Genomic DNA, 15158 nt, shown 5'->3' on the forward strand with positions numbered 1-15158 from the left:
CGGTGAGGTCGGCAGTTCGTCGTGTGATCGGCAGTTCCAGCTGCCGATCACACGACGAACTGCCGAACGTTCGTGTCGTTCCGGGGCCCGGGATGTGGCCCGCCGAGGCGCCTCGGCCGGCGCTACGGCATGACCGTCAGCGGATGCACCGCGCCCGTGCCCGCATCGATCAGGGCGGCGTGCGTCAGCATGCCGGTCATCGGGAGGATCTCGTAGGCCGCCTCCAGGACCAGCGGCGTCTGGTCCAGCCGCACGCGCGTCGCCACGGTGACGTGCGGGATCCAGGCCCCCGGGACGTAGTGCATGTGCAGCTCGTCCTCGGTCGCGCCCAGGGCCTCGACGAGGCGCTCCTGACGCGCCGCGAGCGTGCTGGTCACGGCGGGGATCAGGTTCATCCGGCCGCGCCGGAACGCGGCGACGGCGTCGAACCGGACGGTGGCCGGGTCGGCGTCGGGCAGCGCCTCGACGGCGGCGCGCACCTTGTCGAGGTCCCAGGACCGCAGCACCGCCAGCGACAGGTGCGGTACGTGCCCGCCGTGGGTGTGCGTGGCGAGCGTGGGCACGCCGTCGTCCTCGAGCCGCTGCCACAGCCGCTGCAGGACCCGCTCGGTCGGCCTGTCGAACAGCAGACACACGGCGAGGGCCATGACCCCAGCCTAAGAGGCCCGGCGCCGCGGGCCGTTCACCCCCGTGCGGCGTTCGGGGCCCGTTCGTAGCCGGCGGGGCTGATCGTGAGCTCGGCGCGCCCTCCCGTCAGGGACCGCAGGTCGAGGACGTAGCGGCCCAGCTCCGCCTCCGGGACCGTGGCGACCACGCGCGCGCGGCCGCCGTCGGCCAGCTCGGTCGCCGAGACGCTTCCGCGCCGCCCCGACAGGTCGGTCAGCACCGCACCCTGGCGCTCGGGCGGGACGGTGACCGTCACGGTCGCCATGGGCTCGAGCAGCACGGTCCCCGCCTCGGCCAGCGCCGCCCGGACGCCGGTGGCCGCCGCGGTACGGAACGCCATGTCGGAGGAGTCCACCGAGTGCGCCTTGCCGTCGTACACCTCGACGCGCAGGCCGACGACGGGATGCCCCTGCGGGCCACCGGCGGCCATGGCGTCGCGCGCACCCCGCTCCACGGCCGGGATGTACTGCCGGGGCACCGCCCCGCCCACCACCGAGTCGACGAACTCGAACCCGCCCTCCCCGCCCTCGCGCAGCGGCCCGACCCGCAGCTGCACGACGGCGAACTGGCCGTGCCCGCCGGACTGCTTCTTGACCTTGCCCTCGGCCTGCGCGGGCCGGGCGATCGTCTCCCGGTAGGCGACGGGCACCGGCCCGGTCCGGACGTGGACGCCGAACACCCGCGCGAGCCGCTCGACCGCGACGTCGAGCTGCGTGTCGCCGAGGCCGCGCAGCACCGTCGCCTCACCCGCCTGGTCGACGGCGAGCGTCCGGTCCTCGGCGACGAGCCGGGCGAGCGCCGCCGGCATCCGCTCGTCGTCGGACTGCGACGCCGGCACGAGCCTCGCGGCGTAGACGGGCCGGCGCGGCGGCGGCAGGTAGGGCCGCGCCCGCCCCGACGGCCGCGACCAAAGCAGCGTGCCCGACGGCGAGCCGCCCAGCTTGGCGACCGCGCCGACCTCGCCCGCGACGAGCTGGTCGACCGGGAGATGCTCCTTGCCCCGCAGCCGGAAGAGGCCGTGCACGCGCTCGTCGGTGCCCGTGGTCGCGTTGCGCAGGCGGTCCGAGCCGTGCACGACGCCGGAGAGCACCTTGAGCATCGACACCTGGCCCACGTAGGCGTCGGCCACGGTGCGGAAGACGTGCACGAGCGGCTCGCCCGACGGGTCGGCGGCGACGGCGAGGGAGCGCCCGCCGTCGTCGGACGCGGCGGGGGAGCCTTCCCCGTCGCGGGACCTGCCGGCACCGTGGCCGCCGTCGTCGGCCCTGTCGGCCCCCGAGCCGACGACGATGCGGGCGTCACGCTCGCCCGGCGCGGGCGCGAGCTCGCACAGCAGGTCGGCGAGGCGGTCGACGCCCGCGGCGGTGATACCGGACGCGACGACGACGGGCACCACGCCACCCGAGGCGACCTCGTGCGCGAGGGTGCGCTCGAGGTCCGCGGCTGTTGGTTCCCGGCCCGACAGGTAGGCGTCGAGCTGGTCGTCGTCGTGCGACACGATCTCCTCGGTCACGTCGACGTGCATCCGGTGCTCCTCGTCGACGGCGCCTGCCGGCAACTCCTCGTCGTGGTGCCGGCCCGCGCCGTCGTAGACGAGGGCGTGCTCGCCGAGCACGTCGGCGATGGAGCCGAACGACTGCTCCTCGCCGAGCGGCAGCTCGATCGGCCACAGGTGCTCGCCGAACGCCTCGCGCAGCTCGGCGAGCACGCGCCGGAAGTCGGCGCGGGCCCGGTCCTCCTGGGTCACGACGACGAGGCGGGGCACGCCGATCGCCTCGGCGACCGCCCACGCCGCCCACGTGCCGGGCTGCACGCCATCGACGGCGCTGACGACGACGAGCGCGAGGTCCGCGATCGAGAGGGCCGTGTCCACGGCGCCCGCGAAGTCCGGGTGGCCCGGCGTGTCGGCCAGCGTCAGGGTGTGCGTGACGCCGTCGGGACAGGTCCAGGTGAGCGTCCCGAGCGCGAGGCCGAGCGAGCTGCCCCGCGCGACCTCCTCGGGCTCGTGGTCGCACACCGTGGTGCCGTCGTCCACGCGCCCGGCGCGCGGGATCGCGCCGGCGCGGTGCAGCAGCGCCTCGGTGAGTGTCGTCTTGCCCGCGCCCGACGCGCCGACGAGGGCGACGGTCCGGTGGGTCGTGGTCGGTGCCGCGTCCATGAGGCCTCCCGCCATGGGGTACTCACTGACATGATGCCGCAGCGGCCCGTCCGGCGCCGCCGCGTGACGACGCCGGGCGCTCAGGGTGCATCTCCGGGACCACCGCCGGCACGGTCCGCGGCACGGAGATCGTCCGCTCGCACCGTCACGTCGCCGCGTCGGTCGCGGGGGCCGGCGGACGGGTGTCCTTCCCGTCGAGCCACAACCGGTCGCTCTCGTCCCGGTGCGTGCCCGCCGAGCCGACGTGCTTGCCGCTGATCCGGTCACCCTTGGTGATGACGTGCGTGACCGCCATCGCGTGCCCGTGGCCGAGACCGTAGGTCTCCTTGAGCCACGTGACGACAGGTGTCGCCTTGCTGCCGGGGCCGAAGCCCTGCTCCTCCGCGAGCTGGATCAGCTGCCGCGGGGTCAGCCCCGTCTTCTCCTCGACCTTGTCGAGGTAGGCCTGGAAGGACATCAGCGGTTCTCCTGGATCATCGTGGGTGAGGCGTGGATGCACATGACGCGCAGCGTCCCTGTGCCGGTGTTGGTGAAGCCGTGCCAGACGTCGGGCTGGACGACGGCGGTGTCGCCCGCCCGGGCGACGACCGTCTCCTCGCCGATCGTGATCGTGGCCTCGCCCTCCAGGACGGACCACGTCTCGCTGTACGGGTGGCGATGCAGCCCGGGGCCCTGACCCGGGTCGTTGGTGACGAGGAAGAACGAGACGCCGGAGCCGTGGTCGCGGCCCTCGTAGCGCAGGGTGCGCGAGCCGGGGATGCGGATCGTCTCGGCGGGGACCACCGGTGCCATGTCTGCTCCTTGCGGGGATGTTCGGGGGGACTGCGGGCCGGCCCGTGCTGCCGGCATGTCCTCAGCTTCATGGCGGGCGGGCCGGCGCACTACGGTTTCGACGTGCATCGAAACGTGGTGGAGTTCCGTCTCGCGCCCGACGACATCTCGGCGATCCGCTTCGGCGTCTCACCCGGTCACGAGCTCGCCCACGCCGTCCGGGTGCTCGGGCAGCCGCAGTACCACCCGCTCCAGTGGGGATGGCTGCGCCGGGCGCGCGGCCAGGTCCCGGCGCGCGCGTTCGACCTGCTGCGGCTCCTCGTCGGCCCGGACGGGTACATGCCGGACTTCCTCACCTCGACCCCCGGCTGGGACCTCGGCCCCGACGAGGAACTGGCGTGCCTGCGGGAGGCGGACCTCGGCCCGCTGCGCGTGGACCTGCTCAAGCGCGTGGACCGCACGAGCGGTGCCGAGCAGCGCGTGCTGCGCGCCCTGGCCGACGATCCCGAGCGCGCCCGGTCCGTCGTCGCCGACGCGTGGGAGCAGTGCTGGGACGCCCTGCTCGCCCCGTACTGGCCGCAGCTCGAGCGCATCCTGCGGGCCGACGTCGGCGTGCGCACCCGTCGTGCGACGACGGACGGGCTCGGCGCGATGGTCGGCACCCTGCACGAGGCCGTCAGCTGGGCCCCGCACGCGGTGCACGTGCGCCTGCGAATGCACGGCGAGGCCCTCGACTGCGCGGGCAGCGGCCTCGTGCTCGTGCCCTCCGTGATGGCGCCCCGCTGTTCCGTGGTGACCGAGCCGCCCGCGCAGCCCGCCCTCTTCTACCCGGCGCTCGGCGTCTCCGAACGCTGGGCCGACGACGGACCCGGCACCACGGAGGCACTCGCCGGGCTGCTCGGGGCGGGGAGAGCTGGAGTGCTGCTCGCCGTCGGGGCGCCGCTGTCGACCAGCGAGGTAGCCGCCGCGTGCGGGCTCGCCGTCTCGACTGCCTCGCACCACCTGTCCTTGCTGAGTGCTGCCCGCCTGGTCGACGCGCGACGCGACGGCGCGCGGGTCCTGCACGTCCGCACGCCGCTGGGGGAAGCGCTGGTCGGGGGATGAGGACCGCCGTCGCTGCTGCCGCCACCGCCGTCGTCGTCGCTCGCGCCGTCGCACCGGCCGTCGCCGTCGTCGATCCCCGACACGGCAGGCCGCGTAACGCCCGAGGTGCCTCGTGCGAAGTACGGGTATGAACACCCCACAGCCCGAGCACGTCCCGCGGATCGGTGAGGACCCGGACGCGTTCGAGACGTTCTACCGGGAGCACATCGAACAGGTGCAGCGGTTCGTCGCGCGGCGGGTCGGCGACCCGCACCTCGCGGCGGATCTCGTCGCCGACGTCTTCCTCGCCGCCGTCGACGGCGCACGGAGCTACAACCCGGAGCGGGGATCGCCCGCCGGGTGGTTGTTCGGCGTGGCGCGGAACGTGGTGGCAGCGGAGTTCCGCCGTCAGGCCAAGGACCGGGAGGCGCAGCGCCGGATCTCGGGGCGCCGACTGCTCGACGCCGACTCGCTGGTGCACATCGAGGAACGGATCGACGCCGAGCGCGAGTTCCGTGACCTGTACGAGGCGCTGGCGTCCCTGCCGCGCCGGGATCGCGTCCTGATGGAGCTGGTCGCGGTCGACGGGCTGCCCGTGGCCGAGGCCGCCGCGGTGCTGGGGGTGAAGCCGGGCACCGCGCGGGTCCGGCTCCACCGCAGCCGGGCCCGGCTCCAGTCACACCTGCGGCCTTCGGCCGCCCGACTTCAGGAGGTCCTGCCATGACCCTCGACACCTACGAGCAGTCCCTGCTCACCGAGCTGCGCCGGCACGTCGCCGAGCGTTCGCCCGCCCCGGACCGGCGCCGGGCCGGGCGCCGCTGGTGGATCGCCGCGCCCGTGGGAGCTGCGGGAGCGGCGGCGGCCGCGTTCTTCGCCCTGGCGCCGTCGGCCGCGTATGCCGTCACGGAGGAACACGGCGATCTCGTGGTCCTCGTCCACCGCCTCGACGACGCCGAGGGCCTCGAGCAGGCCCTGGCCGAGCACGGCATCACCGCGGAGGTCGAGTACGACGCCACGGTCGTGCCCGGACCCCCGCTCGACGACGGCGAGCCCGTCGCCGAGGACGAGTCCGTCGCCACCGGTGGCGGGGCCGGCTTCGACACCGAGGGCAGCAGCGAGACCGGCGTCGGTGTCTGGGAGGGCGACGAGCCGCTGGGCGATCCGATGTTCGACGTCGCGCTGAGCGAGGACACGCTCACCGTGCGGATCTACGACGGCGAGCTCCCCGACGACTCCGTCCTGCACATCACGACCGGTGGTTCGGCCGAGGGCGTGGCCGGGCTCCAGGTCGAGCTGACCGAGAGCGACTGACGGGCACAGCTATCCGGAGGAACGCCCCGCCAGGGCCGGCGCGTCCAGCCAGGATGCGCCGGCCCTCGCGATCTCGCCCGTCTCGGGAGCCGAACGTCGTGGCGACGCTGGTCCGCCGTCGGACCACCCCCGCGCACGGCGCCGACCCGCCGCGCGCGGCGTCCGCGTGGTGATCGGCTCGTGACCGGCGCCGATATTCCTGACAGCATGTCAGTATGAACCTGCACGAACGGATCGACGACCGCCTGCGCGAGTTCGTCGAGCGGCAGCCGGTGTTCTTCGTGGCGACGGCGCCCCTCGCCGCGGACGGGCACGTCAACCTCTCGCCGCGGGGCATTCCCGGCACCTTCGCGGTGCTCGACGACCACACGTTCGCGTGGCTCGACGGTACCGGCAGCGGGAGCGAGACCGTGGCGCACCTGCGCGAGAACGGCCGGATCACCGTCATGTTCTGCGCGTTCGAGGGCGCGCCGAACATCGTCCGGTTCCACGGCACCGGCCGCGTCGTCACCCGGTACGACGACGAGTACCCCGCCCTCGCGAGCCGGTTCACCGACATCCCGGGCGCCCGCGCGGTCATCGTGGTCGACGTCGAACGGGTCTCCGACAGCTGCGGCTGGAGCGTGCCCCTCATGTCCTACGAGGGCGAGCGCGACCTGCTGGGCCCGTTCTTCGAGCGCAAGGGCGAGGCCGGGCAACAGGAGTACCGCCGCCGCAAGAACCTCACGAGCATCGACGGCCTCCCGGCCTACGACGCCGACCCGCTGGACGTCGTGGAGGCGTGACAGCGAGACAGCGGTTGTCACCGCCTCGTAAGACCTGTGTATCGCGGGGCTGACCTCGGACACGCGCCGGTGGCGACGGATCCTCACGGAGCGGAGCGACCGCTGAGGATCCGTCGCCGCGGGCCCGGCGCACGTAGCGCGCGAGCGCCCGCGCGATCAGTGCGTCAGCTGTCCCCGGATCTCGCCGCCGGGGAACGTGGGCGTGTGCACGTTCACGTAGTAGTCCCGCGGGGCGTCCTGGATCGCCGCGAGGAGGGCTGGGTCGGCCACCACGCAGGCGCTCACTTCGAACGTGGTCCCCGCGCCGACCGTGAGCGGCACGACGACGGGGCCGGCGACACGCCGCTCGCCGACGTGGACGTGGGCCGCGGCCGCCGGCGCCGTGAGGTTCCTGGCGGTGAGCGTGTAGCACAGGGTGTCGCCGGCGATCGTGTAGGTGAACGAGCCGCTCGCGCCGCCGCGGGCGTCCGTCGTCTCCTGACCGATGTTGAGCGGGACACGGTTCGGCGCCGCACCGGCGGGTGGTCCGGCCGCGAGTGCCAGCCCGAGGCCGAGGGCTGCCGTGGCGGCTGCCCGGACGATGGTGGAGGAGTGGCTGAACATGAGAGATCTCCCTTGCGTCCGGGCCACGATCGCCGTCGACCGCGACCCGTCTCGACCCTACGCCGGTCGCCGGGAGCGGGCCAGGCGACCGGGTCCAGCGCCTCGCCGTCATCCAGCGCCCTGGGGCGGCGGTCGACCATGTGCCGCAGGCACACATTCACCGCGACCTTCCCGGCCACCACCTGAGCGCCCGGGGCGGCGGCCAGGAAGTCGTTGACGGCCCCGAACTCATCGGGCCGCGAGGCATGGGCCCCGCTGATCCAGCGCAGGTTCTCCAGCTTGATGAGCCGGTCGACGGCCTCGGCGACGCCGGGGAAGATCGTGCGCATGCCTGTGTGCATCAGCAAGGGCTGTTCGGCACGGATGAGGAACTGGTTGTAGACGAGCCCCTTGGCCAGTCCGTCGGGGCGGTGAGTGCAGATCCGGAAGATGTTGTCGGCGATTTCGTCCACACGTACGGTCATGTACCAAGCTCCGTAGGATCGTTGGAGATGAGAGTGTCCAAGCAGCGCCCAAGCCGTGCGAATCGCGGGGGTGATGTTCGAGGGCCGACAGCGACGCTACGAGACCGGAGCCGGCAGACTGCTACATCCGTAGTAGTCCTGAGCCTGTCCCCGCCCCGGCGGACCGCCTATCGTGGTCGTCATGGCAGAGGACGTAGATCTGTTGCAAGGTGTGGGGGCGGCGATTGCCGCTCACCGTCGTGCGGCTGGCGTCACGCAGCTCTCGCTTGCTGAGCGCATCGGTAAGTCCGTCCAGTGGATCTCTGCCGTGGAGCAGGGGCGGCGGCGTGCTGAGCGGCTGACGGACCTGATACGGATCGCCTCGGTCCTGGGCTGTACCGTCGATGACTTGATCGGCCGTCCTCTGGACACGCTGGCCCCGGGGGCCGGGCCGTCGCAGGCCGAGACCGTGACCGCGTTGCGCGAGGTCGTCATGCGTTCCGCCCGACCGGTCCCGGCTGCCGATTCCGCACCCGATGCGGCCGACGTGGCCCGCCGCGTCGATGATGCCTGGACGATCTGGCATGAGTCGCCCACGGCGCACCGCCGGGTCGGCGCCCTCCTCCCAGCGCTCGTGGCCGACGCCCATGCGGCCCATGCGGCCCATGCGGCCTCGTCGAACCGCCGTAGCGCCTGCGTGCTGTCTGCGGCCTATCAGATCACCCGGCAGTGGCTGCACCATGTCCCGTCGGGCGCCCTTGCCTGGGTTGTGTCCGAGCGCGCCGTCCAGGCTGCTCAGGAGGCCGATGATCCGTACCTCATGGCCATGTCCGCGTGGGCGCTCTCGGCTCCGTACCGGCGTGCCGGGCACCCTGACGAGGCAACCCGGTTGTGCCTGGCCGCTGCCGACGAAGTGCATGCCCGCATCGACCCGGTGGCCCCGCGCAAGGAGCACTTGGCCGCATACGGGATGTTGCATTTGACTGCTGCGGTGTCGGCGGCGCAGTCGGATCAGGACGGGCGGGCCTGGGCCCTGCACCAGTCGGCGCGAGACGCCGCGATCGCTCTCGGGCCCGGCTACTACGACCCGTGGACGAAGTTCGGTATCGCGAACGTCGACATCCACGGTGTCGCTCTCCAGGCGGAGCTTGGCAGGTCCGACGACGTTGTCGAGCTGTCGGCGCGACTCCGCCTCGACGCCATGCCGAGCGTCCAGCGCCGCTCGTCGTCCCTCATCACGACGGCACGAGGCTATGTCCGGCGGGGTGAGGACGAGGCCGCCGCGCTGGTCCTGCTCGACGCCGAGCAGATCTCCAGCGACAACGTCCACGGTTCAACGACCGTGCGCGAGATGCTGCGCGAGCTGATCGTCCGCGACCGTGCCCGCGCCCGCTCGCACGTGCGGGGTCTGGCGACACGGTCGGGCCTCATCGCCGCCTGAGGATCTCGACTTCGCGGTGTGGGACGGTATGCCCGTGACATCTGACGTGGGCGCGGTGCAGGCATTCACGACCGGGCAGGTCCAGGGCGCGGTCTCGAGGGCTCTGAGCATGGCCCGCTCGGATGACCAGTACATCCGCAAGGCCGGCTACGCACTGGCCGGGATCTGCCTGCGCGAGCTACGTCGGCGGCACGGGTCCGTGCGTGGCAGGCGTGTGGTGCTGCTCGCGGGGGCGGGGAACAACGGCGCGGATGCGATGGTCGCGGGCCGGGACCTGCGAGAACATGGCGTCGTCGTGCGCGCCGTGGCTACGAGTGGGCGGGTGAACGCGATCTCGACCCGCTGGTTCGGACACGACGTGGTGGACGCGACCACACCCGGCGGATTGCGGAAGGCGCATGATCTCCTCGCGGACGCCGACCTCGTGATCGACGGGATCGTCGGAGACGCAGCCCGTGGCGGGTTGCGCGCTCCTGCCGACGAACTCGTGGCAGCCATCCCATCGGGAGCGGTCGTCGTCGCGGTGGATCTTCCGTCCGGCGTTGACCCGGACACCGGGCGGATTCCGGGCGCGCACGTGCAGGCAGACGTGACCGTCTCGTTCGTCGCGCACAAGCCGTGCCTGATCTTGCCGCCGGCCGCAGGTGTGGTGGGACGGGTGGAGTTCGTGGACGTCGGTTTTGGCCACCTGCTGCCGACGGCGGGTCACATGCGGCGCCTGACAGCGCGCGGGGTGGCCGACCGGTGGCCGGTTCCCACGGGCCGGACCCACAAGTTCTCGCGCGGCATGCTGGGCGTCGTTGCCGGGAGTGACGCGTTCCCGGGGGCGGCAGTGCTGGTCTGCCAGGGCGCTCACGGGACCGGGACCGGCGTACTGCGGTACACCGGTCCGCGAAGCGTGGGCGACCTGCTCCTGGTCCACGTGCCCGAGGCCGAGCGACGCTCGGACCCGATCGCCGCGGAAGATGACAGGCTGCGCCGCGCCGGCGCTTGGGTGCTCGGGTCGGGCGTGACCGGTGACGAAGAGCAGGACCGCAACATCCTCGCCGCGCTGGACACCGGGCTTCCCGCCGTCGTGGACGCCGGCGCCCTGGACCCGTGTGTCAGCCGCCGCGCCGCCGGTGACCGTCCGACCCCGGGCAGCCACCTGCTGGTCACGCCACATGCCGGTGAGGCCGCCCGGATGCTCAAGTCCTTCGGTCGTGACGTCACCTCGCGGGACGTCGATGCGGCACCGTGGGAGCACGCGAGCATGCTCGCGAAGGAGGCGGACGCCACGGTGCTGCTCAAGGGCGCGACCACGATCGTCGTCGGACCTGACGGGCGCACGACGAGCCAGGCCGAAGCTCCGCCGTGGCTGGCCACGGGTGGCGCCGGGGACGTGCTGGCCGGGATCGCCGGAGCGCTCCTGGCGTCGGGCCTGGACGCGATGGACGCGGGAGCGATCGCCGCGTTCGTCCACGGGCGCGCGGCGGCCCTGGCCGCTGACGGAGGGCCGATCCGTGCTTCGGACGTGGCTCGGCACGTACCCGCCGCGGTGCGGGAGATCCTGGAGCTGCGGGAGCAGGACGCGCAGGCGGAGCAGGTCAGGCGGCGAGCAGCCCGGACCGCTGCGCGAGCCCTCGCACGTGCGGCCGTGCGCGCGCCCGGTCCCTGGTAACCAGCTCCCGCAGGAGCTCGCGCACGACGGTCGAGTGGTGCACATTGTCCTGGGAAATGCGCTCGGCGTCGCTCAGCACGAGCGCGGCGGCCTCGTCCTCACCCCGGCTTACGTAGCCTCGGGCGGTGGCGATCAGCGTGGAGGAGCGTCGTTCGACCGACGGGACACGGTCGATGTCGAGGCGCTGGGAGAGTTCGACGACATTGTCGGCTCGGCCGAGCTCTGCGTGCAGTGCCAGGCCGTGGAACTCGACGTTCCCGGCACCGAACTTGGTCCAGGGGTCGCAGTAGTCAGGACCGAGGAGGCGGGCCGCTTCGAAAGCGGTCCGGTGCAGAGCCCAGGCACGTCCTTCCTGGTCGGACTGCGCGGCGCTGATGGACGCCGCCAGGTGGAGCATTCCGTAGGCGGCCAGGAGCTGCGGGTCGGGATCTGATTTGTCGATCCGGGCGTTCACCTCGTCGGCCGCGGCCAGGCATAGCCGGGTTGCCTCGTCCTGATGTCCCGCCCGCCGGTAGGGGCCAGACAACGCCCAGGCGGACAGCGCGATGAGGTACGGGTCGCTCGACTCGCGCGCGGCGTGCGCGGCACGCTCGGCCACGACCCACGTCAGGTCACCGACCCCCTGAGCGTGGTGCAGCCACTGCCGCACGATCTGGTAGGCGCCCGACAGAACCTGCGCGGCTTCGGTCCGGTCCTCCGGCGTGGCGTGGTGCAGGCGGTGCGCGTCGGTCAGGAGTCGGGGCAGCACGTCACCGAGATCGGTGATCGCGACCGGTGAGGTATGCCAGGTCTGCCATGTCTCGGCGACACGAGAACGGACACTCGCCAGCGTGGATGGAGGAGTTCCATCGGGAGCGGGTCCGAGCGAGGCCGGGGTCGCGGATCGCATGATCACTTCGCGCAGTTCGGCAACGGCCCGCTCGGGACGCCGCTGAGTCCCGGGTGCGGGCTGATCGATAGGGCGGCCGATCAGATCGTCCACCGTGCAGCCGACCACGGTCGCGATCTGGATGAGATCCGTGAGCCTCTCGACATGCCGCCGGCCCTGTTCGACGGCCGAGACCCACTGCAGCGACTTCCCGATTCGGTCCGCGAGCTTCACCTGTGTCACCCCTGCCGCACGTCGGTGCACTGCGATCGCCGCACCCACACCGCCGCGAAGCTCCGGGCCCTGCCTGCTCATGACTTCACGGTACGGACGCCGTCGGCCGGGTAACAGAGCCAAACTCTTACGGCCGTAGCAGCCTCCGCCGCCCAGTCTTCCTAGCGTCGTCAGCACGGAACCCGAGCAACAGGCCGGGCGGCAACAGGGGAGAGACCATGAGCAAGCCACAGCACGACGTGAGGAGCGCTCCGCAGGAATCCATACCTCAGGACCCCACCTCGACCCGCCGCCCGGTGAAGATCGTCTTCCTCGACATCGACGGCACCCTGCTCCCGAACGGGGACGACGTCGTGCCCGAGCCGACGCGTCGCGCGGTGACTGCGGTGGTCGCGAGGGGCATCCGCGTGGTGCCGTGCACTGGCCGGTCTGCGCTGGGTGTCTTGCCGATCGCCGAACTCCTCGGGCTGGGCAAGGGCAGTGTGTTCATCGCCTCCAACGGCGCGATCACCGCCAAGCTGACAGGGAACCGTCGCCGCCCCTTCGAGGTGGTGCGGCTGCGGGTGTTCGACCCGTGGGCCGCGTTCGCCGTGGCAATGGCGGTGGCTCCGCAGGTCAGCATGGCTGTCGAGCAGGTCGGGGTCGGGTGGCGCGTGAACAGGCCCTTCCCCGCGGGACGGCTGAACGGGCTGGAGCACGTCGTGGACGAGCGGGTGTTGTGGTCGGAGCACACCACCCGCGCTGTCGTACATGCTCCCGGCATCGCCGCATTCGCCCCGCAGATCGAGGGTGCCGGGTACACCGCGACGCCAGCCGCCGAGAACTGGCTCGACATTACAAAGCGCGGGCTGTCCAAGGCCACCGCAGCCGACGCACTGCGACTGCAGTGGGGCATCCACCCCGACGACACCGCCGCGATCGGCGACGACGCCAACGACATCCGGCTGCTGCATCAGGTCTGGCATGGGTTCGCCATGGGCGGCGCGCCCCAGCAGGTCAAGGATGCCGCGGACTACATCACCGGCTCCATCGACCACCATGGCGCCGCTGCTGCCCTGGACTCCCTGACGCTGTCCACCCGAGAGCCCCAGCAGTTGCCGACCCGAACGGGGGTCGGAGCACGATGAGCGTGTTCGAGGGCGAGGAGGACTTCACCGCCGAGACAGCCCATGACCCCGCCCAGGCCCCGATACGACGCCCGCAACAGTGGCACGTGGGTGACCAGGTACGGGTCGTGGACGGACCCCGCCTGCTGCTCGGTGCGACCGGGATGGTGGTCGAGGTGGACCTGCCGGGCGCATGGGCCGTGCGCGTGCACATCGATCGTCGCGGGTTCGACCGGGCGCTCCTGGCACCCCACGAGCTGGAGCCTGCGGACAGGGCGACGCCATGACGTGGGTCCTGATCGGGTACGTCGTCCTGCTCGCCGTCCTCCTGAGCGCGCGGCACGCATCACGGGTACGGCGGTGAGCCCGGCATGCCGAACAGGACCCGCCCCCGACCATCACCCGCACGACTCCGGCGCCCGTGGCCGTGCTGCTCAGGACACGAACCCGCTCGTCCGCTCACTCGCCTCCGGAAGGGATGACCATGGCCTCCCCTGCTGTCGCAGTCGGTTACGCCCGCGACGCAGCGCAGCTCGCCGTCGTGCAAAGCCACGCGCGCGACCAGGGCTACCTGTTGGCGCATGTGGTCGTGGACCGGCACGACGCGGCCACGATCAGCCAGCTCACCCAACACGCCGCAGACCGCAGCGCAGAGGTCGTGATCCTGCACGGCGACGCGATCCTGTCCGCCGCCCGCAAGAAGCTGGAGAAGGAACTCGCCGGCCTCGGCGCGGCATGCGTCGTACTCGGCGCCCCGAACTCTCCCACCCGGGCGGTGTTCGAACGCGTCAGGCCGCGCCGAGATCTCGATACCGCCCGAGGTAGGCATTCGAAGGAGCACCCTGGCCGGGGCGTCGATTGAGCGGCACCACGGATGGGCTATGAGAACTTGCCGCCGAGCGCGTATCCCCCGACGTTCTGCACTGCCGCAGTAGCGCCCGGCCGCAGGCCCGCCACCCCCGGCGGGCGACCCGTAGCGGCCGACCTCATGCCGTCCCAGATGGAGCACAACGAGAGGCTCGAGGTGCGGCTGATCTTCCCGGGGTGGAACGCGCCTGGCCCTGCCGGCGGAGAGGAGGGGTAGTGCGTGTCGGTGCGGCCAGAGGGTGTGGCCGACGAGTCGATCTCGCCCGTCAGGCGCCGCCCGGGACCGCCGTCGTGCCCAGGCTCCAGCGGATCGCGCCGACGGCGATCCGTCCGGCCAGGTGGGCCGGGCCGCCGTCGGGCCACCGTTGCAGGCCGAGCTGGGCGCGGGCCCATGCGGGCAGCGTGCTGACCGCACCCGCGGCGAGCAGCGCGTAGGGCGCGCGGGCCGGGCCGGGCAGCGGCGGCTCGTGGAGCAGGAACCGCACGGTGTCGAGTGCCTCCGGCGTGGGGCGCAGTTCAGGGCGGTACGTGTCGAGGCAGTCGGTCAGTTCGGCGACCGTTCGTGGCACGTCCCGCGCCCCGACGACCTGAGCCACCCGGCCGAGCTGGGCCACGTAGTCGTCGGCCTCCGCGGGACTCAGGCGCCGGGCGCCGAAATGCTGCTGCGCGGTGAGGAACGAGTCCGCCTCGGCGGCGTGGACCCAGGTGAGCAGGTGCGGATCGCTCGCGCGGTAGGGGACGCCGTCGGACGTCTTCCCGCGGATCCGTTCGTGGACCGCCCGCACGTGGTCGACGGCGGCCTGCGCCTCCTCGGCGGTGCCGAAGATCGTGGACGCGAGGAAGGTGGAGGTGCGCGCGAGGCGTCCCCACGGGTCGCTGCGGTAGCCCGAGTGCCCGGCCACGCCCGCCATGGCCAGCGGGTGCAGCGACTGCAGCAGCAGCGCGCGCAGCCCGCCGGCGAACGTCGCCGCGTCCGCGTGCACCACTCGCACCGCGCTGCCGGGCGGGAACCAGCGCGGCCCGGGCGTGAGGTGGATGCGATCGCGGGCGGCGTAGCCGTCCGGCCCGGCCACCCGCAGGAAGATCGTCTTGCCCACCCGCGCGCGGACGCGTTCGATCGGGTTCGTCATGGCGGACATAGCGCCATTATCGCGCGGCGGGT

At 72.6% G+C, this 15158-nt stretch carries 16 protein-coding genes; 9 read left to right on the forward strand and 7 right to left on the reverse strand.

The annotated features are described in order from the left end of the window. Nucleotides 1-122: 122 nt before the first annotated feature. The 4 genes from ACYVK5_RS18905 to ACYVK5_RS18920 form a co-directional block, all read right to left on the reverse strand. On the reverse strand, nt 123-647 hold the full coding sequence (locus ACYVK5_RS18905) for a 2'-5' RNA ligase family protein (RefSeq protein WP_460707511.1): 525 nt from the start codon (nt 645-647) through the stop codon (nt 123-125). A 35-nt stretch (nt 648-682) separates the two neighbouring features. Beyond that, nucleotides 683-2824 (reverse strand): elongation factor G, encoded by a 2142-nt coding sequence (locus ACYVK5_RS18910; RefSeq protein WP_460707512.1) that lies wholly within the window; start codon nt 2822-2824, stop codon nt 683-685. A 145-nt stretch (nt 2825-2969) separates the two neighbouring features. Further along, entirely contained in the window at nt 2970-3281 is a 312-nt protein-coding gene (locus ACYVK5_RS18915; RefSeq protein WP_460707513.1) for a DUF4287 domain-containing protein, read from the reverse strand. Further along, nucleotides 3281-3616: a cupin domain-containing protein gene (locus ACYVK5_RS18920; RefSeq protein ID WP_460707514.1), complete on the reverse strand. Its 336-nt coding sequence runs from the start codon at nt 3614-3616 to the stop codon at nt 3281-3283. Before ACYVK5_RS18920 ends, ACYVK5_RS18915 begins: the two co-directional genes overlap by 1 nt. Before the next feature lie 102 nt (nt 3617-3718). On the opposite strand from ACYVK5_RS18920, the gene ACYVK5_RS18925 reads away from it, so the two are divergent. The 4 genes from ACYVK5_RS18925 (at nt 3719) to ACYVK5_RS18940 (ending at nt 6774) form a co-directional block, all read left to right on the forward strand. Next, nucleotides 3719-4699 (forward strand): DUF5937 family protein, encoded by a 981-nt coding sequence (locus tag ACYVK5_RS18925; protein ID WP_460707515.1) that lies wholly within the window; start codon nt 3719-3721, stop codon nt 4697-4699. 127 nt (nt 4700-4826) lie between these two features. Beyond that, nucleotides 4827-5402: an RNA polymerase sigma factor gene (locus ACYVK5_RS18930; RefSeq protein WP_460707516.1), complete on the forward strand. Its 576-nt coding sequence runs from the start codon at nt 4827-4829 to the stop codon at nt 5400-5402. Then, nucleotides 5399-5989 (forward strand): hypothetical protein, encoded by a 591-nt coding sequence (locus ACYVK5_RS18935; RefSeq protein ID WP_460707517.1) that lies wholly within the window; start codon nt 5399-5401, stop codon nt 5987-5989. Before ACYVK5_RS18930 ends, ACYVK5_RS18935 begins: the two co-directional genes overlap by 4 nt. Before the next feature lie 215 nt (nt 5990-6204). Continuing rightward, nucleotides 6205-6774, forward strand: a complete 570-nt coding sequence (locus tag ACYVK5_RS18940) for a pyridoxamine 5'-phosphate oxidase family protein (RefSeq protein ID WP_460707518.1) — start codon at nt 6205-6207, stop codon at nt 6772-6774. A 156-nt stretch (nt 6775-6930) separates the two neighbouring features. On the opposite strand, the gene ACYVK5_RS18945 is transcribed toward ACYVK5_RS18940, so the two are convergent. Next, a complete protein-coding gene (locus tag ACYVK5_RS18945) occupies nt 6931-7377 on the reverse strand; it encodes a CHRD domain-containing protein (RefSeq protein ID WP_460707519.1) in 447 nt (148 codons plus the stop codon). Between the two features lie 645 nt (nt 7378-8022). Here ACYVK5_RS18945 and ACYVK5_RS18950 point away from each other — a divergent pair. Together ACYVK5_RS18950 and ACYVK5_RS18955 are read left to right on the forward strand one after the other, a co-directional pair. Beyond that, complete coding sequence (locus tag ACYVK5_RS18950) at nt 8023-9261, forward strand: helix-turn-helix domain-containing protein (protein ID WP_460707520.1); 1239 nt, start codon at nt 8023-8025, stop codon at nt 9259-9261. 34 nt (nt 9262-9295) lie between these two features. Next, entirely contained in the window at nt 9296-10921 is a 1626-nt protein-coding gene (locus tag ACYVK5_RS18955) for an NAD(P)H-hydrate epimerase (RefSeq protein WP_460707521.1), read from the forward strand. Here the strand turns inward: ACYVK5_RS18955 and ACYVK5_RS18960 are convergent. Beyond that, nucleotides 10848-12104 carry a helix-turn-helix domain-containing protein gene (locus ACYVK5_RS18960; RefSeq protein WP_460707522.1) on the reverse strand — a complete coding sequence of 419 codons (1257 nt, stop codon included), beginning with the start codon at nt 12102-12104 and terminating at the stop codon, nt 10848-10850. The genes ACYVK5_RS18955 and ACYVK5_RS18960 overlap by 74 nt on opposite strands. 137 nt (nt 12105-12241) lie before the next feature. Here ACYVK5_RS18960 and ACYVK5_RS18965 point away from each other — a divergent pair, with 137 nt between their 5' ends. The 3 genes from ACYVK5_RS18965 (at nt 12242) to ACYVK5_RS18975 (ending at nt 13991) form a co-directional block, all read left to right on the forward strand. Continuing rightward, entirely contained in the window at nt 12242-13150 is a 909-nt protein-coding gene (locus ACYVK5_RS18965; RefSeq protein WP_460707523.1) for an HAD family hydrolase, read from the forward strand. Next, entirely contained in the window at nt 13147-13416 is a 270-nt protein-coding gene (locus ACYVK5_RS18970) for a KOW domain-containing RNA-binding protein (protein ID WP_460707524.1), read from the forward strand. The genes ACYVK5_RS18965 and ACYVK5_RS18970 overlap by 4 nt, the downstream gene beginning before the upstream one ends. A 134-nt stretch (nt 13417-13550) precedes the next feature. Beyond that, nucleotides 13551-13991, forward strand: a complete 441-nt coding sequence (locus tag ACYVK5_RS18975) for a hypothetical protein (RefSeq protein WP_460707525.1) — start codon at nt 13551-13553, stop codon at nt 13989-13991. A 271-nt stretch (nt 13992-14262) separates the two neighbouring features. On the opposite strand, the gene ACYVK5_RS18980 is transcribed toward ACYVK5_RS18975, so the two are convergent. Next, complete coding sequence (locus ACYVK5_RS18980) at nt 14263-15135, reverse strand: oxygenase MpaB family protein (protein ID WP_460707526.1); 873 nt, start codon at nt 15133-15135, stop codon at nt 14263-14265. Between the last annotated feature and the right edge of the window lie 23 nt (nt 15136-15158).

It is taken from the genome of Myceligenerans halotolerans (assembly GCF_054782975.1).

Bases quoted from the DNA above. Each gene is read 5' to 3' on its own strand.
- ACYVK5_RS18905 (WP_460707511.1), bottom strand. From the start codon at position 647: ATGGCCCTCGCCGTGTGTCTGCTGTTCGACAGGCCGACCGAGCGGGTC.
- ACYVK5_RS18910 (WP_460707512.1), bottom strand. From the start codon at position 2,824: ATGGACGCGGCACCGACCACGACCCACCGGACCGTCGCCCTCGTCGGC.
- ACYVK5_RS18915 (WP_460707513.1), bottom strand. From the start codon at position 3,281: ATGTCCTTCCAGGCCTACCTCGACAAGGTCGAGGAGAAGACGGGGCTG.
- ACYVK5_RS18920 (WP_460707514.1), bottom strand. From the start codon at position 3,616: ATGGCACCGGTGGTCCCCGCCGAGACGATCCGCATCCCCGGCTCGCGC.
- ACYVK5_RS18930 (WP_460707516.1), top strand. From the start codon at position 4,827: ATGAACACCCCACAGCCCGAGCACGTCCCGCGGATCGGTGAGGACCCG.
- ACYVK5_RS18935 (WP_460707517.1), top strand. From the start codon at position 5,399: ATGACCCTCGACACCTACGAGCAGTCCCTGCTCACCGAGCTGCGCCGG.
- ACYVK5_RS18940 (WP_460707518.1), top strand. From the start codon at position 6,205: ATGAACCTGCACGAACGGATCGACGACCGCCTGCGCGAGTTCGTCGAG.
- ACYVK5_RS18945 (WP_460707519.1), bottom strand. From the start codon at position 7,377: ATGTTCAGCCACTCCTCCACCATCGTCCGGGCAGCCGCCACGGCAGCC.
- ACYVK5_RS18950 (WP_460707520.1), top strand. From the start codon at position 8,023: ATGGCAGAGGACGTAGATCTGTTGCAAGGTGTGGGGGCGGCGATTGCC.
- ACYVK5_RS18960 (WP_460707522.1), bottom strand. From the start codon at position 12,104: ATGAGCAGGCAGGGCCCGGAGCTTCGCGGCGGTGTGGGTGCGGCGATC.
- ACYVK5_RS18965 (WP_460707523.1), top strand. From the start codon at position 12,242: ATGAGCAAGCCACAGCACGACGTGAGGAGCGCTCCGCAGGAATCCATA.
- ACYVK5_RS18970 (WP_460707524.1), top strand. From the start codon at position 13,147: ATGAGCGTGTTCGAGGGCGAGGAGGACTTCACCGCCGAGACAGCCCAT.
- ACYVK5_RS18980 (WP_460707526.1), bottom strand. From the start codon at position 15,135: ATGTCCGCCATGACGAACCCGATCGAACGCGTCCGCGCGCGGGTGGGC.